The 24639-nt window shown below is 63.7% G+C and carries 24 protein-coding genes; 7 read left to right on the top strand and 17 right to left on the bottom strand.

Annotated elements, in window-relative coordinates; genetic code table 11:
* Nucleotides 1-63: 63 nt before the first annotated feature.
* On the top strand, nucleotides 64-1578 hold the full coding sequence (locus tag H5P29_RS16225; protein ID WP_154383957.1) for a HAMP domain-containing sensor histidine kinase: 1515 nt from the start codon (nucleotides 64-66) through the stop codon (nucleotides 1576-1578).
* Between the two features lie 96 nt (nucleotides 1579-1674).
* Here the strand turns inward: H5P29_RS16225 and H5P29_RS16220 are convergent, their stop codons facing one another.
* Nucleotides 1675-2670 carry a nicotinate-nucleotide--dimethylbenzimidazole phosphoribosyltransferase gene (locus H5P29_RS16220; protein ID WP_067961200.1) on the bottom strand — a complete coding sequence of 332 codons (996 nt, stop codon included), beginning with the start codon at nucleotides 2668-2670 and terminating at the stop codon, nucleotides 1675-1677.
* Between the two features lie 186 nt (nucleotides 2671-2856).
* Here H5P29_RS16220 and H5P29_RS16215 point away from each other — a divergent pair, with 186 nt between their 5' ends.
* Together H5P29_RS16215 and H5P29_RS16210 are read left to right on the top strand one after the other, a co-directional pair.
* A complete protein-coding gene (locus tag H5P29_RS16215) occupies nucleotides 2857-3087 on the top strand; it encodes a DUF1289 domain-containing protein (protein ID WP_067966403.1) in 231 nt (76 codons plus the stop codon).
* A gap of 15 nt (nucleotides 3088-3102) precedes the next feature.
* Nucleotides 3103-3804 (top strand): TIGR02281 family clan AA aspartic protease, encoded by a 702-nt coding sequence (locus H5P29_RS16210; protein ID WP_067961197.1) that lies wholly within the window; start codon nucleotides 3103-3105, stop codon nucleotides 3802-3804.
* 4 nt (nucleotides 3805-3808) lie between these two features.
* Here the strand turns inward: H5P29_RS16210 and H5P29_RS16205 are convergent, their stop codons facing one another.
* From H5P29_RS16205 to fmdA, 3 genes are all read right to left on the bottom strand, one after another.
* On the bottom strand, nucleotides 3809-4108 hold the full coding sequence (locus tag H5P29_RS16205; protein WP_067966401.1) for an FmdB family zinc ribbon protein: 300 nt from the start codon (nucleotides 4106-4108) through the stop codon (nucleotides 3809-3811).
* Between the two features lie 105 nt (nucleotides 4109-4213).
* On the bottom strand, nucleotides 4214-4726 hold the full coding sequence (locus H5P29_RS16200; RefSeq protein WP_067961194.1) for an AmiS/UreI family transporter: 513 nt from the start codon (nucleotides 4724-4726) through the stop codon (nucleotides 4214-4216).
* A 70-nt stretch (nucleotides 4727-4796) separates the two neighbouring features.
* Complete coding sequence (gene fmdA, locus H5P29_RS16195; protein ID WP_067961192.1) at nucleotides 4797-6023, bottom strand: formamidase; 1227 nt, start codon at nucleotides 6021-6023, stop codon at nucleotides 4797-4799.
* Between the two features lie 366 nt (nucleotides 6024-6389).
* On the opposite strand from fmdA, the gene H5P29_RS16190 reads away from it, so the two are divergent.
* Nucleotides 6390-7127, top strand: coding sequence for a response regulator (locus H5P29_RS16190; RefSeq protein WP_067961189.1), 738 nt, complete (start codon nucleotides 6390-6392; stop codon nucleotides 7125-7127).
* Here H5P29_RS16190 and H5P29_RS16185 read toward each other — a convergent pair.
* The 9 genes from H5P29_RS16185 to H5P29_RS16145 all read right to left on the bottom strand — a co-directional run bounded on the left by H5P29_RS16185 (nucleotide 7112) and on the right by H5P29_RS16145 (nucleotide 18225).
* Nucleotides 7112-8314, bottom strand: a complete 1203-nt coding sequence (locus H5P29_RS16185) for a sensor histidine kinase (RefSeq protein WP_067961185.1) — start codon at nucleotides 8312-8314, stop codon at nucleotides 7112-7114. The genes H5P29_RS16190 and H5P29_RS16185 overlap by 16 nt on opposite strands.
* Nucleotides 8311-10944 carry an ATP-binding protein gene (locus tag H5P29_RS16180; protein ID WP_154383956.1) on the bottom strand — a complete coding sequence of 878 codons (2634 nt, stop codon included), beginning with the start codon at nucleotides 10942-10944 and terminating at the stop codon, nucleotides 8311-8313. Before H5P29_RS16180 ends, H5P29_RS16185 begins: the two co-directional genes overlap by 4 nt.
* A gap of 265 nt (nucleotides 10945-11209) precedes the next feature.
* Nucleotides 11210-12214, bottom strand: coding sequence for a tRNA dihydrouridine(20/20a) synthase DusA (dusA, locus tag H5P29_RS16175; protein WP_154383955.1), 1005 nt, complete (start codon nucleotides 12212-12214; stop codon nucleotides 11210-11212).
* Nucleotides 12215-12337: 123 nt separating this feature from the next.
* A complete protein-coding gene (locus tag H5P29_RS16170; RefSeq protein ID WP_067961175.1) occupies nucleotides 12338-12757 on the bottom strand; it encodes a YbaN family protein in 420 nt (139 codons plus the stop codon).
* A gap of 27 nt (nucleotides 12758-12784) precedes the next feature.
* Nucleotides 12785-13927, bottom strand: coding sequence for an alpha-hydroxy acid oxidase (locus tag H5P29_RS16165; protein WP_154383954.1), 1143 nt, complete (start codon nucleotides 13925-13927; stop codon nucleotides 12785-12787).
* A gap of 108 nt (nucleotides 13928-14035) precedes the next feature.
* A complete protein-coding gene (locus tag H5P29_RS16160; RefSeq protein ID WP_067961170.1) occupies nucleotides 14036-14389 on the bottom strand; it encodes a VOC family protein in 354 nt (117 codons plus the stop codon).
* Between the two features lie 70 nt (nucleotides 14390-14459).
* Nucleotides 14460-15257 carry a xanthine dehydrogenase family protein subunit M gene (locus H5P29_RS16155; protein WP_154383953.1) on the bottom strand — a complete coding sequence of 266 codons (798 nt, stop codon included), beginning with the start codon at nucleotides 15255-15257 and terminating at the stop codon, nucleotides 14460-14462.
* A gap of 12 nt (nucleotides 15258-15269) precedes the next feature.
* A complete protein-coding gene (locus tag H5P29_RS16150) occupies nucleotides 15270-17621 on the bottom strand; it encodes a xanthine dehydrogenase family protein molybdopterin-binding subunit (protein ID WP_067961162.1) in 2352 nt (783 codons plus the stop codon).
* 103 nt (nucleotides 17622-17724) lie between these two features.
* On the bottom strand, nucleotides 17725-18225 hold the full coding sequence (locus H5P29_RS16145; RefSeq protein ID WP_067961159.1) for a (2Fe-2S)-binding protein: 501 nt from the start codon (nucleotides 18223-18225) through the stop codon (nucleotides 17725-17727).
* 296 nt (nucleotides 18226-18521) lie between these two features.
* On the opposite strand from H5P29_RS16145, the gene H5P29_RS16140 reads away from it, so the two are divergent.
* Nucleotides 18522-19217, top strand: coding sequence for a fumarylacetoacetate hydrolase family protein (locus tag H5P29_RS16140; RefSeq protein WP_246670676.1), 696 nt, complete (start codon nucleotides 18522-18524; stop codon nucleotides 19215-19217).
* A gap of 15 nt (nucleotides 19218-19232) precedes the next feature.
* Here the strand turns inward: H5P29_RS16140 and H5P29_RS16135 are convergent, their stop codons facing one another.
* The 4 genes from H5P29_RS16135 to H5P29_RS16120 all read right to left on the bottom strand — a co-directional run bounded on the left by H5P29_RS16135 (nucleotide 19233) and on the right by H5P29_RS16120 (nucleotide 23344).
* Nucleotides 19233-19736 carry a MaoC family dehydratase gene (locus H5P29_RS16135; protein ID WP_154383951.1) on the bottom strand — a complete coding sequence of 168 codons (504 nt, stop codon included), beginning with the start codon at nucleotides 19734-19736 and terminating at the stop codon, nucleotides 19233-19235.
* Nucleotides 19737-19806: 70 nt separating this feature from the next.
* A complete protein-coding gene (locus H5P29_RS16130; RefSeq protein WP_067961151.1) occupies nucleotides 19807-21315 on the bottom strand; it encodes an ATP-binding protein in 1509 nt (502 codons plus the stop codon).
* Nucleotides 21316-21536: 221 nt separating this feature from the next.
* Nucleotides 21537-21968, bottom strand: coding sequence for a phasin family protein (locus tag H5P29_RS16125; RefSeq protein WP_067961147.1), 432 nt, complete (start codon nucleotides 21966-21968; stop codon nucleotides 21537-21539).
* A 71-nt stretch (nucleotides 21969-22039) separates the two neighbouring features.
* Entirely contained in the window at nucleotides 22040-23344 is a 1305-nt protein-coding gene (locus H5P29_RS16120) for a DUF445 domain-containing protein (protein WP_371818566.1), read from the bottom strand.
* Between the two features lie 170 nt (nucleotides 23345-23514).
* Here H5P29_RS16120 and H5P29_RS16115 point away from each other — a divergent pair, with 170 nt between their 5' ends.
* Nucleotides 23515-23943, top strand: a complete 429-nt coding sequence (locus H5P29_RS16115) for a hypothetical protein (protein ID WP_154383950.1) — start codon at nucleotides 23515-23517, stop codon at nucleotides 23941-23943.
* Nucleotides 23944-23987: 44 nt separating this feature from the next.
* On the top strand, nucleotides 23988-24599 hold the full coding sequence (locus tag H5P29_RS16110; RefSeq protein ID WP_154383949.1) for a TetR/AcrR family transcriptional regulator: 612 nt from the start codon (nucleotides 23988-23990) through the stop codon (nucleotides 24597-24599).
* Nucleotides 24600-24639: the final 40 nt, after the last annotated feature.

Raw genomic sequence — 24639 nt, 5'->3', positions numbered from 1 at the left:
CTTAATCATTCGGACGTAGCGTGCGGACTTGAAGAAAAGCGCGCGCGAAAACTGAATTATCACATGCCGTTGCAACGCTCTAACACGGCGGACAAGATCATTGTGGACCGCAGGAAACGCCATCGCAACAGCGATGTCGCTCGTGCTGTGCGCAAGACACGCGATCAATTGGCCCAGCAGCCGGGCGGCCTGGCTTTCGACCGCGAACTGCTGAAGCTGCACGCTCGTTCGATCAGGGCCAATTCTGCAACCCTGCCGCTTCTCGTCGTCATCTTCGCCGGCATCGGGTTCTTGCTCGGCGCTGACGATGCCATCCTCAAATGGTCGCTGGTCGCGATGATGGGTTATGTCGGGTTGGCCTTGCTTGCCCGCCGCGCCGACGAGGCAGCGCCTGCGGCGATGACGCCGTCGGCCATCCGGCGCAATTTCTTCATTGGCCATTTCGTCACCGGCCTCGCCTGGGCCTATCTCGCCGCCATGACCTGTGCGGCCTGCGAACCCGGCCTGCTGTCGGTCGTCAAGGGCGTCTTCCTGCTCGTCGCCATGGCCGCGACCGCAATCGTCGCGTCGTCGCTGCGCGGCGCACTGGCCGCAACTTTCGTCGTTCCCGTCGCCGCCTATGCCGCCTTCGGCGTCAACCTGTCCGAGCCGCTTGGCATCATCATGGTCGCGCTGCTGGTCGCTGCCTTGCCCTTCTTTTCGCTCGTTGCCGGCATCAAGAAGCGGTCAGCGCTGCTGCTGATGGCCGCCCGGTCCGAAATGGACGCGCTGATTGCCGAACTGGAGACGGCAAAATCGATGTCGGACGAGGCCCGCCGCCGCGCCGAAGACGCCAATCTCGCCAAGTCGCGATTTCTGGCCACGATGAGCCATGAGCTGCGCACGCCACTCAATGCCATCCTCGGCTTTTCGGAAGTGATGGCCGGCGAAGTGCTCGGGCCGATCAACAGCCCGACCTATCGCGAATATTCCCGCGACATCCACCAGTCGGGCCAACACCTGCTCGACCTCATCAACGAGATCCTCGACCTGTCGCGCATCGAGGCCGGCCGCTATCAGCTCAACGAAGAGCCGCTGATGCTGCTCCAGGTGGTCGAGGATTGCTGCCACATGATGGAGCTCAAGGCACGCAACAAGGATCTCAAGATCGTCGAGCAGTTCGAGCCGACGCTGCCGCGCCTGCTCGGCGACGAACGCGCCATCCGACAGATCACGCTCAACCTTCTGTCCAACGCAATCAAATTCTCGCCGACGGGCAGCGAAATCCGCGTCCGCGTCGGCTGGACCGCCGGTGGCGGTCAGTACATCTCGGTCAAGGACAGGGGCCCGGGCATTCCCGCCGACGAAATCCCCGTCGTGCTTTCGGCTTTCGGCCAGGGCTCGATCGCCATCAAGAGCGCGGAACAGGGAACCGGCCTTGGCCTGCCCATCGTCCAGGGCCTGCTTGCCTTGCATGGCGGCGAGTTCGAATTGCGCTCGAAGCTGCGCGAAGGCACCGAGGCCATCGCGGTCTTCCCGCCGGCCCGGGTCATCGACGACCTGCCTTCGCTGGCGCGCAGCACCGCCGGCCGCCGCTAGGGCAATTCAGGGAAAGTGGGAAGCGGGTTTCCCTGGGGAATCGCGCGGAATCAAGAAGCTGGAGCGCTGTTCGAAGAAAAGTGGAAATGAGCGATATCAGCGGATAGCCGCTGCCATTCCCGAGCTGATCTGCGCCGCCGTCCTGACCAGGCCTGCGGCAAGCCCCGCACCAACCGCCTCGCCATGGTCGATGCCAAGCCCGAGCAAGGGCCGCGCGCCGAGCTTGGCCAGCAGGCGGGCATGGCCCGGCTCGGTCGAGACATGCGAAAACATGCAATGGTCGAGCGCCGTCCGGTCGACGGCGTAAAGCACGGCGGCGGCAGCGGTCGTGGCGAAGCCGTCGAGCAACACCGGCATCTTTTCCATGCGTGCCGCAAGGATGGCACCGGCAATGGCCGCGAATTCACGCCCGCCGACCCGACGCAAAGCATCGAACGGGTCCTTGATGTGAGGGCCATGCAGCGCCAGCGCGCGGTCGACCATTTCGGCCTTGCGCGCCTGCATGGCGGCATCGGCACCGGAACCCGGCCCGACCCAGTCGGCGCCCTTGCCGCCGAACAATGCCGCGCAAAGGGCCGCGGCAACCGTCGTGTTGGCAACGCCGAGGTCACCGATGCAGAACAGATCGCTGCCGCCGGCAATCGCCTCCATGCCGAAAGCCATGGTGGCGGCGCAGCCACGTTCGTCCAGCGCCGGCTCGACGGTGATGTCCGATGTCGGCAGGTGCAGCGCCAGGTCGAGCACCTTCAGCCCGAGATCGTTAGCAAGGCAGATCTGGTTGATCGCAGCACCGCCGGCAGCGCACAGCTCGACGCGCTGGGCCGTCGCTTCCATGGCTCGCGGCGACACGCCCTGTGCGGCGACACCGTGATTGCCGGCAAAGATCGCGACCATAGGCTTGAGCACCGAGGGTGGCGCGCGGCCCGTCCAGCGCGCCAGCCAGGCCGCGATGTCCTCGATGCGGCCGAGCGAGCCTTTCGGCTTGTCTGTCTTGGCAAACAGCGCCCAGACCTTGCCTGCCTGGGCGACATCGCCCTCGGGCAGATGCGCAAACAGGTTGCGGAAATCGTCAAAGGGGGAAGCGCTGGTCATGGGTGCTGCCTGCCGTTCGTCATGGTCATGCGCGGCATAGCCGCCTCGACGAGCGAAAACAATCGCGAGATCGCATCCAGGCGGCGAGACGTGACGTCGCGGGATAGCGCTTGCAATGACGCGCAGGCTACATCATCTGTGGCGGGCCGGTGCTAAACATCGGTGCGAGGCCCCATGGACGACACGATGACGGCAATAGAAACCCCTTGCATCATGCTGTGCTCGATTGACGATGCGACGGGCTATTGCTTCGGTTGCGGCCGTACCCGCGACGAGGTTGGCGCCTGGTACAAGATGACGCCGGAGACGCGCCGCGCCGTCATGGCCACCTTGCCCGCCCGTCTCGAGACCATCGAGCGCAAGCCGCGCCGCGAAACGCGCCGCGCGCGGATGGCGCGAGAAAATGCGTCCAGCTAAGGATACCAGACAGAGATGAGCCGGCTTTACTGGGTCGTCATTGCCGTGCTCGGCGGCGGGCTGCTGCTCTTGCTGCTCAACCATTCGTCGGGCGAAACGCTCGGCCTCAACAATGACAGCTTCGGCCAGTTGATCTACGCTGGCGCGCTGCTGCTGGTCATCGGCGCTGGCGTCCTGCGCCATGGCACGCGCTTCGGCGACACGGTGCGCGGCCTGGCAATGTGGGTGGTGATCGTTCTGGTGTTTGTCGCCGGCTATCAGTACCGCTACGAACTGCAGGACGTCGCCAGCCGTGTCACCGCCGGCCTCGTGCCGGGAAGCCCGATGTCGGCGCTGGATGGCGATGGCCGCGCGACCGTCACCCTGGACAAACTGACCAACGGACATTTCGGCGCGCGCATGCAGGTCAACGGCCAGACCATTGATGTCATGGTCGACACGGGCGCCACAACCACCGTCCTGACCGTGGCCGATGCCCGCCGCGCCGGCTTCGATCTCGAAAGCCTGAGCTTTACCGTACCGGTCTCGACTGCCAACGGCATTGCGCATGCGGCACGGGTCACTGCGGCGAGCGTCCAACTCGGCTCCATCGAACGCAGAAACCTGCCGATGCTCGTCGCCGACCAGGGGCTCGAGCAGAGCCTGCTCGGCATGAACTTCATCGGCTCGCTGTCGGGCTTCGACGTGCGCGGCGACAGGATGATCCTGCGCGACTAGGGCTCTAGTGGCCGATCGACCATTTCTTGCGTGTCGGCACAGGCTTGTTGCCGATCTTGCACAAGGCGCAGCCACAACCGGCAAGATGCGCCTTCTTCACCACTTTTGGTTCGGTGCCGCTGGCCTCCGACCGGGCCAATGCGCGGCGCAACTTGCCGTTCATCAGGCTCAGGCGTGGTGCGGCCACGTCGCGCTTGCTTTGCTCCTCGCATTGCGGACAGGCGCACGCCCGAAGCGCGTCCTGCATCGGCACCCATTCTTCAAACGGTCCGCAATCGTCGCAAACATAACTGTAGAGCGGCATGACCAGCCTCCAGAAAGCATCCATTGAAACGATATGGCGGGCAAAACAGCCCTCGCCCGCCCGCAAGCGGCCAAGCGCGCCAACGCCTGGCCGGAAAAGCCGGCGTCAGAGCTTGCCGTCGAGCAGCAGGAAGCCCGGCAGCCAGCCGGTGACGATGCCGGCAAGCAGCGTGACCACCGCCGTCAGCCGCAGGATCGGCCGCTGCAGCGCCAGCAGCAGGAAATACAGGAACCACAGCACGCCCCATATCACCCAGTTGGACGCGAGCCAGAGATCGGTCGACGTCTGGGCGGTGGAAAGTCCTTGCACCGCGACCGGGATGGTGGTGATGGCGACGAACAGGCTGAACCAGCCGAGGCCGCGTCCGTCGACCTTCACCACCCTGTTATAGGCCACCCAAAAATAGGTCGCCGAAAACAGTATCGTCAGCGCCGCCCCCTTGATCGAGGCAGCATCGGCAGCTGGTCCGAACGCCCAGGCGAGCGACGCGCACAGCGTGACGACACCCGAGACCACGTTGATGACGACGATTTCCCGGTCTTCGATCTTTCCGAGAAGCCAGAGTCCGTTCAGAAACAGGACGGCGCCGACATAAAGCAAAGCAAATCCAAGCAGCATGAATCCCTCCCAGGAGAGCGCCGGCCAGGACCGGGCCTGACCGTCGCTTCATTGTTGTTGTGCAGCCTGATCAGCTCGTCTTGGCAACGTCGGCCTTGAAGTCCTGCTTCTTGGGCCCGAGCGCATTGGGATTGATGTCGAAGTCGAAGATCGCCGTAGGAATGGCCAGGGTGGCGCAGACGTTGGGGATGTCGACGATGCCGGCGATGCGCCCCTCGACCGGTGCCGTGCCGAGGATCATGTAGGCCTGTTCGCCCGAGTAGCCGAATTTCTTGAGGTACTCGATGGCATTCAGGCAGGCCCGGCGATAGGCGACGTGAGCGTCGAGGTAATATTGCTCGCCGGTGTGCTCATCGACCGAGATGCCCTCGAAGATGAGATAGTCGTCGAAATGCGGGTCGATCGGGCTCGGCTTGAAGATCGGGTTGATGACGCCGTATTTCGCCATGCCGCCCTTGATGACGTCGACGCTGATATCGACCCAGCCAGCCATTTCAATGGCGCCGCAGAAGGTGATTTCGCCGTCGCCCTGCGAGAAGTGGATGTCTCCCATCGAGAGCCCGCCACCCTTTACATAGACCGGGAAGTAGACCTTCGAACCGCGCGACAGGTTCTTAATGTCGCAGTTGCCACCGTGTTCGCGCGGCGGCACCGTGCGCCAGGCTTCGGCTGCGGCCGTCCGAGCAGCATCGCCCTTCATCTGTCCCATCAGTGCCGTGTCGGCATATGGCAGGGCTGCCAGAGGCGGCACTCGAGCCGGATCGGTCGCCACCAACGCGGCTTCGCGCCGGTTGGCTTCGGCAAGCAGCTTGTGGTCCGGCAGGCAGCCGATCAGGCCGGGATGGATGATGCCGGGGTAGCGCACGCCAGGAATGTGGCGCGACGTCGTGTAGATGCCGTGGAAATCCCAGCAGGATTTGCTGGCCTCCGGATAGTGCTCGGTCAGGAAGCCGCCGCCATTTTCCTTGGCGAACAGGCCGTTGAAGCCCCATTCCGAATCGGGCTTGGCGCCGAGATCAAGAATGTCGACGACCAGCAAATCGCCGGGTTCCGCGCCGTCGACGCCGAACGGGCCGCTGAGATAATGGACGCGCGTCAGGTCGACGTCGCGGACGTCGTTGGCGCTGTTGTTGTTGCCGATCTGGCCTCCCGTCCAGTCATGGCACTCCACCCGGTAGGTGCGCCCAGGCTTGAGATACTCGACCATCGGGATATCGGGATGCCACCGGTTGTGCGTCTTGATGGCATGGTCTTCGGGCGCCTTGTTCAGATCGACTGAGAATACTGTCTGTGGCATGCGGCTGTTCCTCCTCATTTGCCGGCGTGCAGGGGGGGTGGCTTGCGCGCCGTCCCCGTTGCTGCGCCGGGCAGCGCGACGCCGCCCGGCATCACCGTGCGTCGCCAAGCTAGGAGCGGCATGTAATCGCCATGCATCGGAAAGCGGGCCGTATTGTAATTTTTTGTAACCAAACGGATGGCTGCAGGCATGGGCCGCGCAAGGCGACCCATCAATTTCAGCTAGAATTTTCAGTGTATTAGACAGACATTCCCGCGCAGGAAGGATGTCGATCTGCCCGCACCCGCGGGTCGGCGGCGCCGACCGCGACCAATGGCCATCTTCCCTTCTCGACCGGGCCCATGAATTGCGATTATCGTAGCTGCCATGTCAGTTGCCGAGCCAAGATCACGCATTCTCATTGTCGATGACGATCGTCGGCTGTGCAGCTTCCTGGAAAAATTCCTGACCAGCGAAAGTTACGCCATCGTCAGCGCCCATGACGGGCGTTCGATGCGGCGTGCGCTGGCCGACGAGGCCTTCGATCTCGTCATCCTCGATCTCGGCTTTCCCGTCGGCGAGGACGGCGTGACGCTGGCGCGCAGCATGCGCTCGCAATACGACCTGCCGCTGATCATGCTGTCGGGCAAGAACAGCACGATCGACAAGGTCGTCTGCCTCGAACTCGGAGCCGACGACTACATCACCAAGCCTTTCGAACCGCGCGAACTCCTGGCGCGGGTGCGCACGGTGATGCGGCGTTTTGCCAAGCGCATCAACCTGCCCGAGCAGGCAGAAGTGGATCGTTCGGCCGCCGTCTGTTTCGATGGCTGGCAGCTCGATCCCGCACGCTACAAGCTGTCGTCGCCGAACGGCGAGAACGTGCGGCTCACCAGCCAGGAGTTCCAGATCCTGTCCGCGCTGGTCGAACGGCGCGGCCGCATCCTGTCGCGCGAACAGATCCTCGACATCGTCGCCAACCGCAACTGGACGCCTTACGACCGCAGCATCGACGTGCTGATCGGCAAGATACGCCGCAAGTTGCGGGACAATGCGCGCGACACCCAATTCATCAAGACCATTCGCGGCGTCGGCTACATGTTCGCCCCTCAGGGCCGGGACTGAACTGCCCGCGGCAGATAGAGATTGATCCGGGTGCCCTCGTCCGGATTGCTGGAGATGCCCAGGCGCCCGCCCGACTGTCGCACGAAGCCATCGACCATCGGCAGACCGAGGCCACTGCCCTTTCCCGCTGCTTTGGTGGTGAACAGCGGTTCCAGCGCCCGGCGCCGCACCGCCAGCGGCATGCCGTGGCCGGTGTCGATGACCGAAATGACGACATACTGACCGGGTAACAGACCCGAGGCGACGCGGGCGTCATCGGGCCGGACGACAAAATTGCAGGCCTCGAACCGAAGCAGGCCGCCATCCGGCATTGCGTCGCGCGCGTTGAGCGCCAGATTGAGCAGGCTGGTTTCCAGTTGTGCCGGCTGAACTTCGACCTCATGCAGATCGTCCGCCAGTTCGAGCGACAGGCCGATCTTGTCGTCCAGCGTGCGACGCAAGACGCGCATCAGGTCGGGCAGCGCCTCACCCAGATCGACACGGGCCGTGTCACCGCCCTCGCGGCGGCCGAAATTGAGCAGGCGCGAGGTCAGCTCCGTCCCTGCCTTCACCGCCTCCAGCGCATCGTCGACCATCTGCGCCAGTTGAGGCTCGGTCTGCACGTGCTCCTGCAGCCAGCGCAGATTGCCGAGCAGGACAGCCAGGATGTTGTTGAAGTCGTGCGCGATGCCGCCGGTCAGCTGTCCCATCGCCTCGATGCGCTGCATCTGCCCGAGCCGCTCGGCGACCAGGCGCTTTTCCTCCATGAGCCGCGTGCGTTCGAAGCAGCGCTCCAGCGTCGCCAACAGATCGGCACTGTGGAACGGCTTGCACAGATAGTCGTAGGCGCCGGCCTGCAACGCCTCCACCGCCGTCTCGACCGAGGCATAGGCTGTGACCATCAGGCAGATGAGATCGGGGCTTTGCTGGCGAAACGCCCTGACCAGTTCGACACCGTTGCCGACGCCCAACCGCACGTCGACAAGGGTCACCGCCGGCAGGTGCAAGGCCAAAGCGCGCTGGGCTGACGGCGGATCATGCGCGATGATCGCCTGATAGCCTTCGAGCTCGAGCAATCCGGCGAGGCTTGCGGCAAAATCCTCGTCGTCGTCGACGATGAGAACACGCTTCTTCTCGGTCGGCTCGGCTGCATGCGGAATGACGTCGTCGCCGATGAAATCGGTCTGCAGATCGGTCTGGTCGGTCATGACGAACCAGCGCCCGCGCGCGGCAACACGATCGACACGCGCGTGCCGGCTCCCTGCTCGCTGTCGATCAGCACAGAGCCGCCATGCTGCTCGACGATGCGCTTGACCAGCGGCATGCCCAATCCGACGCCGAACGCCTTGGTGCTGAACAGCGGCTCGAACACCCGTGCCACTGTCTCGCGCGACATGCCGGTCCCATTGTCGGCAACGCAGATGATGGCGTTGTTGCCCTCGCAGCGGGTCGAGACGACGATTGCCGCGTCATCCGCCGTCTCGCAGGCCTGCAGCGCATTGGCCAGGACGTTGGAAAAGGCCTGCCGCAACCGCTCGCCGTCGGCCGATATCCTGCATCCCGCGGCAAGTTCCAGCTGTATCGGCCGCGCAGCCTCCTGTTCGGCGACATGCTGGGCCACCCATCGGTCGATCAGTATCGGCGAGACGACCAGGGCGTGCTTGCGCGAGAAATCGAGCAGGTCCTCGATGATCCGCACGCAGCGCCAGGCGTTTCGCTGCAGCCGTTCCAACTCAGAGAGTACCGGTGCGTCGGCGCTCTTCAGCGAGCGGCGCAACACGTCGGCTGACGTCACCAACGTGCCAAGCGGATTGCGCAGCTCGTGGCTGACGGTTGCCGTGATCTGACCGATGGCGGCGAGGCGCTCGTTGCTCGCCAGGTCTCGCTGCGTCTGCCGCAACTTTTCCAGCGAGGCGACAAGATCGCGCTCGGCAAGTTCCCGGCTCTCCTGCGACAGCACGATCCACCAGGCGCCGATGCCGAGCAGCGGCAGCAGCGCGAGAAAAACCCTGAGAAGCAGTTGGCCGCTTGCCAGATGCGGCTGCTCCGACCCGGGCTCGATCAGGCGATAAGTCAGCAGAAACACGCCGCCCGAGAGCACCGCGAGCGCAAACAGCACACCTGCCACCTTGAGCAGGCGCTGGCCCATGCGCGGGGCGATCTTGTCGCGAATATGCGGCAGCGCCTTCCCGAAATAGCGCGAGCGCGACGTCTGCAGCTCGCCTCCCGGCGCCTTGCAGACATCGTGGCAATGCGAATCCAGGCTGCAGCACAGCGAGCAGATCGGCTGCTCGTAGAAGGTGCAATGCACCATGTCGGAGCCTTCATAGGTGACGCCGCAGATGGCGCACAGATTGGCATCCGACGTGGCCGCCGGCAGGTCGACGGGCTGGCGCGCCAGATAATACCGCCCCTTGGTGGCAACACCGATGGCCACAGCGGAGCCGAGTGCCGTGACAAAGGCGATCGGCGCGGCATAGGCCTGCGCCATGACGCCGAAAATGCCGGAAAAACACAGCAGGGCAACGAACGACGCCAGCGCCATCGAACCGCAGCCGACGGGGTTGAAGTTGTAGAGATAAGCGCGCTTGAACTCCGGGAATGCCGGGCTGACTCCGATCGGCTTGAGGATGGCGAGGTCGGCAAAGATCGAGCCTACCCAGGCAGCGGCGATGATCGAATAGACCGCCAGCACCAGCTCCAGCGTCTGGAAAATGCCCAGCAGCATCAGAAGCAGCGAGATCAGGATGTTGAACACCAGCCAGACGACCCGGCCGGGGTGGTAATGGGTGACGCGCGAGAAGAAATTGGACCAGGCCAGCGAACCGGCATAGGCATTGGTGACGTTGATCTTGACCTGCGAGATCAGCACGAAAACGGCGGCCAGGGTGAGCACGACGCGCGGGTCGGCGCTGACATATTCATAGGCGATGATGTACATGTGGATGGGTTCGAGCGCCGTCGAGCGCGACAGCCCGGCCTGGATGGCGAGCACCGCGAGCAGGCTGCCGCACAGTATCTTGAAACCGCCGACGACGATCCAGCCCGGCCCTGCGGCAATCACCGCCGCCCACCAGCGGAAACGGTTCTCACGCGTCTTGTCAGGCAGGAAGCGCAGATAGTCGACCTGTTCGCCGATCTGGATCGACAGCGCGCACAGAACGCCGATGGCCGAGCCGAAGGCCAGGAAGTTGAACCCCTCGCCTGCCACATCGCTGCCGACGAAAGCCGCCCACTCGTTCAGCGTGTCGGGATGGGCAAACAGGATGTAGGCGAAGGGCGCCAGATGCATGGCGATCCAGATCGGCTGCGACAGCAGCTGCAGCTTGCTGATCAGCGTCACGCCCATGAAGGTGATGGGGATGATGACCACCGAGGAGATGACATAACCCAGCACCAGCGGCACATCGGCGAACAGGTGGAGCGCCTGCGCCATGATCACGCCTTCGAGAGCAAAAAAGATGAAGGTGAATGTCGCGTAGATCAGCGAGGTGATCGTCGAGCCGATATAGCCAAAGCCCGCGCCGCGCGTCAGCAGGTCCATGTCGATGTTGTGGCGGCTGGAATAATAGGCGATCGGCAGGCTCGTCACGAAGACGAACAGGCAGGTTACCAGGATCGCCGGAAAGGCGTTGGCGAAGCCGTAGCTCAGCGTGATCGCGCCGCCGATGGCCTCAAGGGCGAGAAATGAAATGCCGCCGAGTGCTGTGTTGGCAATGACGAATGGCGACCAACGGCGAAACGACCGGGCCGCGTATCGGAGTGAATAATCCTCCAGCGTCTCGTTGGCGATCCAGGAGTGGTAGGATCGCAAGGCCGGCAGTTGCGGCGTTTCCATCACGCGCAGCCTTCACGCGCCATAGCTCCGCCCGGCAATCGGCACATGAAACCGCCCCTCCTCGAACATGCCCCCGCCAAATGATCACACAAACCAAATGGCGAGGCCAGCCCGTCCGGCAACGTCGGAGCATGAGCGGCCATCGGCGCAAACGCTTTGCATGGGGGCAGCGACGGTGTGCGGCCGAATCCTGCGCGAAGTTCGGCTTGCCAACGCGATCCGGGACGTGCCGCGGCCAGACCGGGCAAGGCCTAAGTTATGGAAGCTATGCAGCCTCGCTGCGGCTCGTCAGGTCGACGGCGGCGAAAGCGTCGCGCAACACCTGCGGCCCGGCACCCGGCTTGTTGGCGTCGGTCGACAGAACCTGACGGTAGCGCCGCGCGCCCGAAAGACCGTGGAACAGCCCGACCATATGGCGCGTGACATGACCGAGACGACCGCCTGATGCGATATGCCGCCCGGCATAGTCGGCCATGGCGTCGATCAGCACCGCATAGTCCATCTTGTGGGCCACTTTGCCATTCAGCAATGCGTCGACACCGCCGAGCACGCTCGGCGTGTGATATGCAGCACGGCCGAGCATCACGCCATCGACCTTGTCGAGATGGTCGCGGCTTTCGTCCAAGCTCTGGATGCCGCCATTGATGCCGATGAATTTGTGCTGGTAACGTGCTTTCAGGCGATAGACCCGGTCATAGTCGAGCGGCGGGATTTCGCGGTTTTCCTTTGGACTGAGCCCTTCCAGCCACGCCTTGCGGGCATGCACCCACAGCGCGTCGGTGCCGGCAGCAAAAACCATGTCGGCAAGAATATCAAGCGCCGGCTCGGGGTCCTGGTTGTCGACGCCGATACGGCACTTTACCGTGACTGAAATGCTGACCACAGCTTTCATCGCCGAAACGCATTCGGCGACGAGCTCCGGCGTCTTCATCAGGCAGGCACCGAATGTGCCCGACTGCACACGGTCGGACGGGCAGCCGACATTGAGGTTGATCTCGTCATAACCGAAGCCTTCGCCGATGCGCGCGGCTTCCGCCAGCTTGGCCGGATCGGAGCCGCCGAGCTGAAGCGCGATAGGGTGTTCGACGGCATCGAAACCAAGCAGGCGCTCGCGCGGACCGTGGATGACGGCATCGGCCACCACCATCTCGGTGTAAAGCAGCGCATCGCCGGTGATCTGCCGATGGAAATTTCGGCAGCATCGATCGGTCCAGTCCATCATCGGTGCGACGGCGACGATTTTCGTGCCGTCGGCGTAGATCTTGGTCATAAGGTCTCGAATGTATGTGGGGCGGCAATCGCCCTTTAGATAAGGCCGCTCCCTACCACAACAAGGCACGGAAGGCCAAATCCGACCGGTCCCGCCCAAAAGGCGGCGCGACAGCCTCGGACGTCAGCCGTCCGCTTGGCTTGGTTTGGGCTCGGGCCGCGTGCCGACATAAACGGCGCCTGCGACAAAGATCAGTGACACGCCGACCGCCACCCACGGACCAGGCTTGCTCAACCAGAACAGGCCGTAGCCGAGGGCCATGCCTGTCCAGGCCATGATCTTGGCCCGGCGCGGGATGGCACCCTGTTCGCGCCAGGCGCGTAAGGGCGGGCCGAAAGTCGCATGGCCGAGCAGCCATCCCTCGAAGCGCGGCGACGAGCGACCAAAGCACCAGGCAGCCAGGATAATGAAGATCGTGGTCGGCATGACGGGCAAGAAGGCGCCGACAATGCCGAGCGCCAGCATCAGCAGACCGAGCGCGAAATAGACGCCGCGCTTGGCGCTCGAACTCATCGCACCAGCGCGTCGCAAAAGCTGCTTCATCGCGTCGCCGCCAGCCCAGCCGAACCCTCAGCGCCGGACGATGATACGGCTGTCGACGTCCTTGATGTCGCGCAGGCCGCAGAAGGCCATGGTGATATCGAGCTCCTTGCGGATAATGTCGAGGCACGCGGTCACGCCCGCCTCGCCGCCGGCGCCGAGGCCATAGAGGAACGAGCGGCCGATGAACACGCCCTTGGCGCCAAGGGCCACGGCCTTGAGCACGTCCTGGCCGGAGCGGATGCCGCCATCCATCAGCACCTCGATGCGGTCGCCGACAGCGTCGACGATGCCGGGCAGCGCCGAGATCGAGGAAACCGCGCCGTCGAGCTGGCGGCCGCCATGGTTGGAGACGATCAGCGCGTCGGCGCCGCTTGCCACGGCCTTCTCGGCGTCTTCGGCATCGAGGATTCCCTTGAGGATCAGCTTGCCGCCCCACTGCTCCTTGATCCACTTCACGTCGTCCCAACTGAGCGCCGGGTCGAACTGTTCGGCGGTCCATGACGACAGCGACCGCAGATCGGTGACGCCCTTGGCGTGACCGGCGATATTGCGGAAGGTGCGCCGGTTGGTGCGCAGCATGTTGAGGCACCAGCGCGGCTTGGTCGCCAGATTGATGATGTTGGCAACCGTCATGCGCGGCGGCGTCGACAGGCCGTTGACGATGTCCTTGTGGCGCTGGCCGAGAATCTGCAGGTCGAGCGTCAGCACCAGGGCCGAGCATCTGGCAGCCTTGGCGCGACGGATCAGGTTCGAGACGAATTCGCGGTCGCGCATCACATAGAGCTGGAACCAGAATGGCTTCGACGTATTTTCGGCGATGTCTTCGATGGAGCAGATGCTCATCGTCGACAGCGTGAACGGAATGCCGGCCTTCTCTGCAGCGCGTGCGCCATGAATCTCACCGTCGGCATGCTGCATGCCGGTTAGGCCGGTCGGCGCGATCGCCACCGGCATCGACACCGTCTCGCCGGCCATCGTCGTTTCAAGCGTACGGTCGCGCATGTCGACGGCAACGCGCTGGCGCAGCTTGATCGGCACGAAGTCGCTCTCATTCTCGCGATAGGTGCTCTCGGTCCAAGAGCCGGAATCGCAATAGTCGTAGAACATGCGCGGCACCCGGCGCTTGGCGATGGCTCGAAGATCGGCGATCGAGGTAATCGGACGCGCCATTCCACTATGCTCCAGGATGCTGATGACCGGCGGCATGTAAGCCGCCTTCGCGACCGATGCCAAGGCCTGACCGGCAAGATGTCTGTCCGGAAATCGCAGACTTTCGTTCTATGCCCGGTGTTCGAGGATGTTGACGATGTTGCCGAACGGGTCGCGGACAAAAAACCGCCTGACGCCCCAGGGCTCATCGGCAAGATCGTAGACGATCTCAAGGCGCGCGGCCTTCACCCTGTCATAGAGCTCATCGACATTGTCGACCTCGATCGAAAGCAGCGGTACAGGCGTACCCGCCCCACCCTCGCTGGCAACGCCGAGCTGCGGTGTCATCGTGCCGCCGGTGCCGAAGGTCAGGATCCAGCCGTGATCCATGAGAATGTCGAGCCCGAGCAGGTCGCCGTAGAATGCTTGTGCCGCCCTGGGCTCCGCTGCGTGTAGATTGGCGACGATGCGACGAACGGCCATGTCGTGTTTCCTTTCTGACGTCAAAAGGGGCCCGGAGGCCCCTCTCGGCATTTTTTGCGTTTGCTGGCCCTCAGGCGTTGGCGGCCATGACCGCACGTTTGGCCATCACCACCACCAGGTTGGCGCGATACTCCGGTGTGGCATGGATGTCACCCATCAGGCTGCCTGACGGAACCGTCACCCCCTCCAGCGCCGATGCCTCGAACTTCCTGGTCAGCGCCGCCTCGATCTCCTTGGAGCGGAACACGCCATCGTCGCCTGCCCCGGTGACTGCCGCACGCACGCCATCCTTGCCCTTGGTCACGAACACGCCGGTCATGGCATAACGCGACGCCGGGTTCGGGAACTTGGCGTAGCCCGACCTGGCCGGCGCGGTGAAGGTGACGGCGGTGACGATCTCGTCGTCCTTGAGCGCTGTTTCGAACAGGCCCTTGAAGAATTTGTCGGCGGCGATCTGGCGCTTGTTGGTGACGATGGTCGCGCCCAGCGCCAGCAGCGCCGAGGGGTAGTCGGCCGCCGGATCGTTGTTGGCGACCGACCCGCCGATGGTGCCGCGATGCCGGACGGCGGGATCGCCGATGTGGCTGGCGAGATGCGACAAGGCCGGGCAGACCTTTTTCAGCTTCTCGTCATTGGCGACGTCGAAATGCGTCGTCGCCGCACCGATGGCGACGTTCTTGCCCGAGACCTTGATGCCCTTGAGGTCGGCGATGTGGTTCAGGTCGACCAAGTCCGAGGGGGCTGCGAGCCGTGTCTTCATCGCCGGGATCAGCGTCATGCCGCCGGCGAGATATTTGGCGTCACCGCTCTTGATCTTCTTGGCGGCGTCCGCGACCGAGGTGGCGCGATGATAGTTGACGGAATACATGGTGCGTCCTCCTCAGTGCTTCGTGCCGGCGCGCAATGCGGCCCAGACCTTGCCCGGCGTCGCCGGCATGGTCAGGTTGTCGTGGCCGAGCGCATCGGTGATGGCGTTGATGACCGCCGGCGGCGAACCGATGGCGCCGGCCTCGCCGCAGCCCTTGATGCCGAGCGGATTGCTCGGACAGGGCGTGTTCGACGTCGATATCTGGAACGACGGCAGATCGTCGGCACGCGGCATGGTGTAGTCCATGTAGCTTGCCGTCAGAAGCTGGCCGCTGGCGTCATAGACAGCGCCTTCCAGCAGCGCCTGGCCGACGCCCTGGGCGATGCCGCCATGCACCTGCCCTTCGACGATCATCGGATTGATGATGTTGCCGAAATCGTCGGCAGCGACGAACTGGACGATATCGGTCTTGCCGGTCTCGGGATCGATCTCGACCTCGCAGATGTAGCAGCCGGCCGGGAAGGTGAAGTTCGACGGATCGTAGAATGCCGTCTCCTTCAGGCCGGGCTCCATGCCTTGCGGCAGGTTGTGTGCGGTATAGGCGGCAAGCGCCATCTGGAACCACGGCACATTCTTGTCGGTGCCGGCGACCTTGAGCTGGCCGTTCTCGATGACGATGTCACCCTCGTCGGCCTCGAGCAGATGTGCTGCGATCTTCTTGGCCTTGGCCTCGACCTTGTCGAGCGCCTTGACGATCGCCGACATGCCGACTGCGCCCGAGCGCGAGCCATAGGTGCCCATGCCCATCTGCACCTTGTCAGTGTCGCCATGGACGATGGAGACACTGTCGAGCGGCACGCCGAAGCGTGAGTTGACGAGCTGGGCGAAGGTCGTCTCATGGCCCTGGCCGTGGCTGTGCGAGCCGGTCAGAACCTCGATGGTCCCGACGGCATTGACCCGCACCTCGGCGGATTCCCACAGGCCGACACCTGCGCCGAGCGACCCCACCGCCGCCGACGGCGCAATGCCGCAGGCCTCGATGTAGCAGCTCATGCCGATGCCGCGCAGCTTGCCTTTCTTGGCCGCCGCAGCCTTGCGCTTGGCAAAGCCGGCATAGTCGGCCTGCTTCATCGCAGCGTCGAGCGAGGCGCCGTAATTGCCGGCGTCGTAGCACATGATGACGGGCGTCTGGTGCGGGAACTGGGTGATGAAGTTGGTTCGCCTGAGTTCGGCCGGCGACACGCCGAGCTCGCGCGCGGCAATCTCCATGGTGCGCTCGAGCACGAAGGTGGCTTCAGGCCGGCCTGCCCCGCGATAGGCATCGACCGGTGCGGTGTTGGTATAGACGGTGCGCACATTGCCGTAGATCGCCGGGATGTTGTACTGGCCCGACAGCAGCGTGGCGTAGAGATAGGTCGGCGTCGCCGAGGAAAATAGCGACATGTAGGCGCCGAGATTGGCGACCGTGTCGACTTTCAGCCCAACGATCCTGTTGTTCTTGTCGAAACCCATCTCGACAGTGGTGTGATGGTCGCGGCCATGGGCGTCGGTGAGGAAACTCTCGGTGCGGTCGGCCACCCACTTGACCGGCACGCCGGTCCGCTTCGAGGCCCACAGGCAGACGATTTCCTCGGGATAGATGTAGATCTTCGAGCCGAAGCCGCCGCCGACGTCGGGTGCGATGACACGCAGCTTGTTTTCCGGCGCGACGTTGTAGAACGCGCTCATTACCAGTCGGGCGACATGCGGGTTCTGCGAGGTCGTCCAGCAGGTGTAGTGATCCTCGGCCTTGTCGTAGTGGCCAAGGGCCGCGCGCGGCTCCATCGCATTCGGAACCAGCCGGTTGTTGACGATGTTGAGCCGGGTGATGTGGGCAGCCGACTTGAGGGCGGCGTCGGTCGCAGCTTCGTCGCCGATGCCCCAGTCGAAGATCAGGTTGCCGTCGGCTTCGGGATGAAGCTGCGGCGCGCCCTTGGCGAGCGCATCGACCGCATCGGCAACCGATTTGCGTTCCTTGTAGGTGATCTCGACAGCTTCGGCGGCGTCGCGCGCCTGGCCCTTGGTGTCGGCCACCACCACCACGACGGCATCACCGACATAGCGCACCCGGTCGACCGCCAGCGGCGACCACGCACCCATCTTCATCGGCGAACCATCTTTGGAATGGATCATCCAACCACAGATCAGGTTGCCGATGCCGTCGGCCTTGAGCTGCTTGCCGGTCAGCACGCCGATGACACCCGGCATCGCCTCGGCCTTTTTGGTGTCGATCTTCTTGATGTCGGCATGGGCGTGCGGGCTGCGCACGAATGCCGCGTGTTTCATGCCCGGCACGACCATGTCGTCGACATAACGTCCGGCGCCTGTGATGAATCTCTTGTCTTCCTTGCGCGCAACCCGCGCGCCGATGCCTTCGATTCCCATTTCAGTTCCTCCCGAACTCAAAAAGCAGATGGCGAATGGTGGCTATGGAAGGAGACCGCGACGGCGTAAGGGACCATGTCCCTGCGCCCTTCGCTCCCCGCCCCTATGCCGCCTTTTTCGCCTTGCTCTTGGACGCCTTCGACATCGTTTTCGAAGCGGCGAGGATCGCCTTGACGATGTTGTGGTAACCTGTGCAGCGGCAGATGTTGCCTTCGAGCTCCGCGCGCACGGTCGCCTCGTCGAGGCCTTCGGGATGCCTGCGGATCATGTCGGTCGCCGTCATGATCATGCCCGGCGTGCAAAAGCCGCACTGCAGGCCATGATGTTCCTTGAACGCCGCCTGGACGGGATGAAGGTCGGCGCCATTGGCGAGGCCTTCGATGGTGGTAACGGTCGAACCCGAGGCCTGTACCGCAAGCATCGAGCAGGACTTCATCGCCTTGCCGTCAACGTGGACGACGCAGGCACCGCATTGCGACGTATCGCAACCGACATGCGTTCCGGTCAGCCCCAAATGCTCACGCAGGAAATGAACGAGAAGCGTGCGGTCCTCCACCGCGCCGCTGACCTTTCGGCCATTCACGACCAAAGATACCTCCGACATGAAACCTCCCATGTTGCCGCGACCGGCCAGGCAGACCCCGCACCAGTCAGGTGAGCAAATCCTATCTGTGCAAATGCAGGCTGCAAGCGCCTTTTTGGATCCAGACACGCAATGCGTGCATGCCAGCGCAGAAAAGACGCCTGATCGCGGCCGCTTCGACTTCAGCCAACTTGCAGCTCAGCCAGCAACGGCCACTTCCCAGGCTGCAGATTGCAAGTGGCCAGACTGCAGATTGCAAGTGGAATGCGCGCGCGGATCGTGCCAAAAGCCGTCATCACGTTTGCGGGAGGCCCTGCTTGGTCAACTTCGTCATCTCTCCGCCCGAGCCAGCTTCGGTCGCCATTTCAGGATCTTCGCAGCGGTTTCCGGTACGGCGCATCTTCTGCGTCGGCCGCAACTACGCAGCGCATGCCCGCGAAATGGGCAAGGATCCCGATCGCGAGCCGCCGTTCTTCTTCGGCAAGCCGGCAGATTCTGTCGTCGACAGCGGCACGACGATCCCCTACCCGCCGCTGACCGGCGACCTGCACCACGAGATCGAGCTTGTCGTCGCCATCGCCAAGGGCGGATCGAACATCGCCGCGGCCGACGCGCTCGACCACGTCTGGGGCTACGGCGTCGGCATCGACTTGACCCGCCGCGACCTGCAGGACGCCGCCAAGAAACTCGGTCGCCCCTGGGACTGGGGCAAGGGTTTCGACCGCTCGGCACCATGCGGACCGCTGGTGTCGGTGTCCGACATCGGCCACCCCGACAAAGGCCGGGTGTGGCTCGCCGTCAATGGCGAAACCAGGCAGCAAGGCGACCTCTCCGAACTGATCTGGTCGGTCCCCGAAGTGATCGCCATCTGCAGTGAATCGATGGAACTGAAGGCCGGCGACCTGATCTACACCGGCACGCCGGCGGGCGTCGGCGCGGTCAAGCCAGGAGACCGCATGACAGGCGGTGTCGACGGCGTCGGCGAGATCGAGATCTCGATCGCTGCACGGTAACTGGCGGGCGGCGGCTCAGGCCGTCGCCTTCTTGCGCGTTTCGTAGAGCATGACGAGCGTTTCGGCGACGAGCGCCGGCTTGTCCTCGCCTTCGATCTCGATGGTGTTTTCGGCCTTGAGCAGATATTGGCCCGGGCCCTTGTCGTCCATCGACATCAGTACGGTGCGCAGGCGCACCCGCGAGCCGACCTTCACCGGCGAGATGAAACGCACTTTGTCGAGGCCATAGTTGAAGGCAGCAAGCGTATTCTCGGGCACCACGCCGATTTCCTGGACCAGCGCGCCAATCAGCGACAATGTCAGGAAGCCATGCGCCACCGTGGTGCGGAACGGACTGCGCCGCTTCGCCCTTTCGGGATCGACGTGGATCCACTGGCGGTCGCCGGTGCAGTCGGCAAAGGCATCGATGCGGCTCTGGTCGACAAGCACCCAATCGGAAACGCCGAGTTCCTGCCCGATATTTTCGCGCAATTCCTCATAGGTCTCGATGGGCTTCCGCACGCTTCCCTCTCCTGACATAAGCTGGCCAAGTGGGCGTTGGGGACCATAAACGAGGCGCGTTTGTCAACCTCCAAGCGCAGCGGAAAGGCTATTCCGCAGCCTCGCGCTCGGGCAGATCGTCGGTTCTCTCGGGGTCGCCGGGGGCTGTTTCGCAGCCGAGTTCGGGGAACGCCACCGAGCGCTTGCCGTGGAAATCGGTGCGCACGACAACCAGCCCCTGCTCCTCGAAATAGGTCAGCAGCCGCCGCGCCCGGCGCGCCGAATGGCTGCCATAGGCATGCGCGATCGCAGCGTCGGATGGGCAAGGCGCGCCTTTGACCGCTGCCTGGGCAACGATCAGGAACACCGCCTGCAGATCCTCGGGAAGTGTCACGGACATGCCGAGGGCCTGTTGCCAGGTATCGCTCGACGCGGTTTCTTCATCGATGCCCGAACGCGCCACCGCGTAGCGGCGGCGGAACATCGACAGCGGCGGCGGCTCGCCCTGCATCCGCTTGATGCGGCAGCGGACGAGAAAATCCTGGTACAGCACGGCGTCCGTACGGAACGCCGCGTCGGGATCCTCGACCATCTCGCGCACGATGGTATCGATCAGGGCCTCGCGCTCGGCTTCATCGAACAGCGGGAAGATCGGCTCGGCAACGGGCGCCGAGGCCTCGGCGCGCACCTGGGAAAGCTGGGCGATGATGTCGGCCGTGGGCGTCGGCGCAGGCGGCGCCGTGCGCCGGACCGTCTGGCGCGTTTCCAGCGGCGCCGGCGCAAAGATAAGGTCGCGCGTGTCTTCGCTGGCGTCGGGCAGTGGCATCAGCTTGGGGCTGACCGAACGTGCCGAGGTCTCGACCGGGCCGATGGCGACCGGCAGCGGCCGGCGCGACATCGCCGGTCCAAGCGCGATGAAATTGCCGCGCGCCAGATCGCGGAACATTTCGGCCTGGCGCCGCTCCATGCCGAGCAGGTCGGCGGCGCGCGCCATGTCGATGTCGAGGAAGGTGCGGCCCATCAGGAAGTTGGACGCCTCGGCGGCGACGTTCTTGGCGAGCTTGGCCAGGCGCTGGGTGGCGATGACGCCGGCCAGGCCGCGCTTGCGGCCGCGGCACATCAGGTTGGTCATCGCGCCAAGCGAGATCTTGCGGGCTTCGTCGGAGACCTCGCCGGCGATGGCCGGCGCAAACAGCTGCGCCTCGTCGACCACGACCAGAACCGGGTACCAGAAATCACGCTCGGCATCGAACATGCCGTTCAGGAACGCTGCGGCACCACGCATCTGCTGCTCGACGTCGAGTCCCTCGAGATTGAGCACGACCGATACGCGATGCTGGCGGATTCGGCCGGCAATGCGGGTCAGTTCGGCTTCGGTGCGCTGGGCATCGACGACGACATGTCCGAACTTGTCGGCGAGCGTGACGAAATCACCCTCGGGGTCGATGACGCACTGCTGCACCCACGGCGCGCTCTGTTCGAGCAGGCGACGCAACAGATGCGACTTTCCCGAGCCCGAATTGCCTTGAACCAGCAAACGGGTCGCCAACAGTTCTTCGAGATCAACCTGAGCCTTCGTCCCCCCGGACGCCGCCCCCATCTCGATGCCTACCTTCATCCTCTACCCCAGTTGAACCCTGCTGCGCCGGTCCGCGAGTCCGTATCGATTCGCGGAAGCCACAATAGCCGGATTCAAAGTATTAAAGCGTCTTTGTGCGCCCGGACGGACGCACCACGCTCCGATGGTGATCGCCCTTCAATAGCATCCGATCGCGGGCAATGCGCGAGCCCTCTCGCGAAACCCACAAGAGAGCTGAGGTCAGGACTGGATCGGCACGGCTACTTCTTCTTGTCGAAGCTGTCGCGGATTTCCTCGATCGATTCATGGATGCGGCTGCGCAGGATATCGACGGATTCCGTGCCCGACTTGCGTACGATGGAGGCTACCTCGCCGGCATTCTTGACGGCAGCCTCGAATGAGCGCTTGGCGAAGTCGGCCTGCCTGGAAATCAGCTCCTGCGGGTTGCCTGGCGCCCGAAGCCCCTGGGCGGCCTCGGTGATCTCATGCAAGGCTTCCTGCAGCATCTCGCGCTGCTTCGCCACCAGCGACGAGGCTCCGGAGGCCGTCGCCTTGACCGATTGTTCCAGCGCTTCGAGATTCTTGCGGTGATGGCCGATGATCGTGTCGACATCGACCGCGGGCATCTTCAGGTCGCGCCCGAATTTCGAAAACATGTCCATGAAGGATTCCGGTTCCGGCTTCTTCGCCATGGCTCGCTCCCGTTTGGCTCCGGGCGTCCCCCGGAGGTCGCAAGGTCAGCATAGACGAGCAAGGCGGCCGGTCAATTCGCAAGCACCAGCAACTCGAGTGAATACAGCGCGAGGCCGGCAAGACCACCGATCAGCATGCCGTTGAAGCGGATATATTGCAGGTCGCGGCCGATGTTGATCTCGATCAGCCGGGTCAGCTGGCCGAGATCCCAGCGCTTGACCTGTTCGGAGATGAAACCGGAAACACCGCTTTTCTGGCTTTCGACGAACGAGGCGAGTGCCACGACGAAACCGGCATTCATGTCGGCGCGGATATGGGGGTCGCGCGCCAGGTTCTGGCCGACTTCGACGAACAGGCTGGTCAGGTGCCTTCGCGTCATCGAATTGGGCGACGCGACATCCTGCTCGATGAAACCGCGCATGCTTTTCCAGACATCCTGCGCCAGCCCGCGCAATTCCGGTCGGGCGAGGAAGTTGCGCTTCAGCTGCTCGGCGCGCTTGGCATAGTCAGGCGAATGGCGAAGCTGGTCGATGAAACCGTGGACGAACTGGTCAAACTCGCCGCGCAGCGGATGGTCGGGATCGCCCCTGACATCTTCAAGCAGCGTCGCTGCCGACGCCACGATCCGCTTGAGCAGATAGGCATCGGCCCGGAACAGATTGAACACCGACGGCAGCTCTTCCCTGATCTTCTCGCGCAGCACGGTCAGAGCCTGCTCGTCGCTGAGGAAATTGCCGATGATCTTGGTGAACTCGTCGAGCAGGCGCTGGTGGCGGCGATCTTCGGTGAAGGCTGTCAACAGCTCCGCCACCAGCGGTGCGACCTCGACCTTGCCGATGCGCTCCAACATACGCCGCGTCGCGAAATCCCGCAGGCCCGAGCCTTCGATCGCCTGCAGCATCTGCGGCACCAGCCGGCCGACAAAAACCGACAGCCCCTCCGCTCTTTGGCGGTCCGACAGCCAATCGGCGACGAGCGCTGCGAAATCCACTTCCTTGAGCTTCTGCCGCACCGGCTCCGGCGCCAGGAAGTTGGATTCGATGAAACGGCCGAGATTGTCGGCGATCCGGTTTTGATTGGATGGAATGATTGCCGTATGCGGGATCGGCAGGCCGAGCGGCCGCTTGAACAGCGCCACCACGGCATACCAGTCGGCGAGGCCGCCGATCGTCGCCGCCTCGGCAAAGGCGGCGACAAAACCGAGCCACGGCCAGCGCCCCTGCAGCGACTTGGCGAGGGCAAAGATAGCAACGCAGACAACCAGTGCGCCGGTTGCGATGAACTTTGTCCGCCGCAGGGCGGACAGTTTTGCCGCCTCGTCGGCACTCAAGGCGCGCAAGGCCGTGGGCATGGCGTCGCCGTTTGCTGCAACCATTCCAGGTCCGTCCTTGCTCATTTCCCGCCCTCGCCCGTGGCAGCCAGGCCGACGCGACAAACATGTCCCATGCCGGTCAGATATCGAGACGGCGCGCCCGATTACAACCCTTCCGGCAAATCAGATGTCCTCCTCTTGAATAAACAGAGCAAGCGGTTTATTATTAACCAATGCGCCCGATCCCGATTGTCCGACGCACCAACGCCATACGCCTCAAGGCCAGGCTGGTAGCTTTCGCCCGGCGTCATCCGTGGCTCCACGCGTCACGCCACGTGATACTGGCCACGACAGAAGTGCTGGCCGGCATATTGGGCGTCGGTGCGATTTTCGCCTTGCTGATCCCGAACATCGACTGGTCGTGGATCCCCTGGCCAAGCCTCGACCTGTCGTGGATGCGCGGCTTCTGGCCGGAGTGGCTGACTTTGCGCAGGCTTTGGCCCTCATGGCTGCATGTCGATCTGCCGGACTGGCTTAAGCACGTGCTTGCCTGCATGAAGTGGGTCGTCCCGATTATGGCAGCGATTGTCGTAAGCTTCACTGAAATCAAGCGCCGGCGCCGCCGCAAGACCTCACGCCAGTGGCAGTCGCAGGATGAATGAGCCGATGAACAAAAGCATCCGCATCTCGCTCACGGGAGCTGCCCATGCGCACGGTTGACCCCGCAAAGCACGAGGCGAAGCGCCGCCATATCCTTGCCGCAGCCGCCGAGTGCTTCGCCACCAAGGGGTTTGAAAGCACGCGCACTGCCGACATCTGCGCTTCGGCAGGCATGAGTTCGGGCAACCTGTTTCACTACTTCCCCTCCAAGCAGGCGATCTTCTTGGCGATCTTCGAACAGGACGGGCGCGACAATGCCGCCCTGTTCGAGCAGGCAGCGACCGCCCACGATGCGCTCGAGGCGCTTTTGGGTTTCGCCGAATTCATGGTCGCGCAGACAGATTACCCGCATCTGGCAGGACTGATGCTCGAGGTGATCGCCAACGCAAAACGCGACGCGGAGTTCGCCGCCCTGCTCGACCGCAACGACCGCGCAAACCGCGACGGCGTGACGATGCTGCTGAGACGGGCAGCTGAGGCCGGCCAGATCGACCCGACGCTCGATCCAGTGGCGACCGCCAACTGGATCATGGTGCTGATCGAGGGGGCATTCGTGCGCTCCTGGGCCGACGCCGGCTTCCAGCCCTACAGAGAAAAAGCCAGCTTGCGGCGCATCATCATCCGCTTCCTGGCACCTGGAGCCGACACCGCGAGCTGACCAGGGATCGGCGACACAGGCTGAACAATGATGGAGATTG

The sequence above is a fragment of the Aminobacter sp. MDW-2 genome (assembly GCF_014250155.1).
Taxonomy (GTDB): Bacteria; Pseudomonadota; Alphaproteobacteria; order Rhizobiales; family Rhizobiaceae; genus Aminobacter; species Aminobacter ciceronei.
This window is presented reverse-complemented; position numbering and strand designations above follow the sequence as displayed.

Bases quoted from the DNA above. Each gene is read 5' to 3' on its own strand.
- H5P29_RS16130 (WP_067961151.1), bottom strand. From the start codon at position 21,315: ATGAAGGTAGGCATCGAGATGGGGGCGGCGTCCGGGGGGACGAAGGCT.
- H5P29_RS16215 (WP_067966403.1), top strand. From the start codon at position 2,857: ATGACGGCAATAGAAACCCCTTGCATCATGCTGTGCTCGATTGACGAT.
- H5P29_RS16110 (WP_154383949.1), top strand. From the start codon at position 23,988: ATGCGCACGGTTGACCCCGCAAAGCACGAGGCGAAGCGCCGCCATATC.
- H5P29_RS16145 (WP_067961159.1), bottom strand. From the start codon at position 18,225: ATGTCGGAGGTATCTTTGGTCGTGAATGGCCGAAAGGTCAGCGGCGCG.
- H5P29_RS16155 (WP_154383953.1), bottom strand. From the start codon at position 15,257: ATGTATTCCGTCAACTATCATCGCGCCACCTCGGTCGCGGACGCCGCC.
- H5P29_RS16120 (WP_371818566.1), bottom strand. From the start codon at position 23,344: ATGGTTGCAGCAAACGGCGACGCCATGCCCACGGCCTTGCGCGCCTTG.
- H5P29_RS16205 (WP_067966401.1), bottom strand. From the start codon at position 4,108: ATGCCGCTCTACAGTTATGTTTGCGACGATTGCGGACCGTTTGAAGAA.
- H5P29_RS16135 (WP_154383951.1), bottom strand. From the start codon at position 19,736: ATGTCAGGAGAGGGAAGCGTGCGGAAGCCCATCGAGACCTATGAGGAA.
- dusA (WP_154383955.1), bottom strand. From the start codon at position 12,214: ATGACCAAGATCTACGCCGACGGCACGAAAATCGTCGCCGTCGCACCG.
- H5P29_RS16125 (WP_067961147.1), bottom strand. From the start codon at position 21,968: ATGGCGAAGAAGCCGGAACCGGAATCCTTCATGGACATGTTTTCGAAA.
- H5P29_RS16165 (WP_154383954.1), bottom strand. From the start codon at position 13,927: ATGGCGCGTCCGATTACCTCGATCGCCGATCTTCGAGCCATCGCCAAG.
- H5P29_RS16170 (WP_067961175.1), bottom strand. From the start codon at position 12,757: ATGAAGCAGCTTTTGCGACGCGCTGGTGCGATGAGTTCGAGCGCCAAG.
- H5P29_RS16225 (WP_154383957.1), top strand. From the start codon at position 64: ATGCCGTTGCAACGCTCTAACACGGCGGACAAGATCATTGTGGACCGC.
- H5P29_RS16220 (WP_067961200.1), bottom strand. From the start codon at position 2,670: ATGACCAGCGCTTCCCCCTTTGACGATTTCCGCAACCTGTTTGCGCAT.
- H5P29_RS16160 (WP_067961170.1), bottom strand. From the start codon at position 14,389: ATGGCCGTTCGTCGCATCGTCGCCAATCTACACGCAGCGGAGCCCAGG.
- H5P29_RS16150 (WP_067961162.1), bottom strand. From the start codon at position 17,621: ATGGGAATCGAAGGCATCGGCGCGCGGGTTGCGCGCAAGGAAGACAAG.
- H5P29_RS16185 (WP_067961185.1), bottom strand. From the start codon at position 8,314: ATGACCGACCAGACCGATCTGCAGACCGATTTCATCGGCGACGACGTC.
- H5P29_RS16115 (WP_154383950.1), top strand. From the start codon at position 23,515: ATGCGCCCGATCCCGATTGTCCGACGCACCAACGCCATACGCCTCAAG.
- fmdA (WP_067961192.1), bottom strand. From the start codon at position 6,023: ATGCCACAGACAGTATTCTCAGTCGATCTGAACAAGGCGCCCGAAGAC.
- H5P29_RS16200 (WP_067961194.1), bottom strand. From the start codon at position 4,726: ATGCTGCTTGGATTTGCTTTGCTTTATGTCGGCGCCGTCCTGTTTCTG.
- H5P29_RS16190 (WP_067961189.1), top strand. From the start codon at position 6,390: ATGTCAGTTGCCGAGCCAAGATCACGCATTCTCATTGTCGATGACGAT.
- H5P29_RS16210 (WP_067961197.1), top strand. From the start codon at position 3,103: ATGAGCCGGCTTTACTGGGTCGTCATTGCCGTGCTCGGCGGCGGGCTG.
- H5P29_RS16180 (WP_154383956.1), bottom strand. From the start codon at position 10,944: ATGGAAACGCCGCAACTGCCGGCCTTGCGATCCTACCACTCCTGGATC.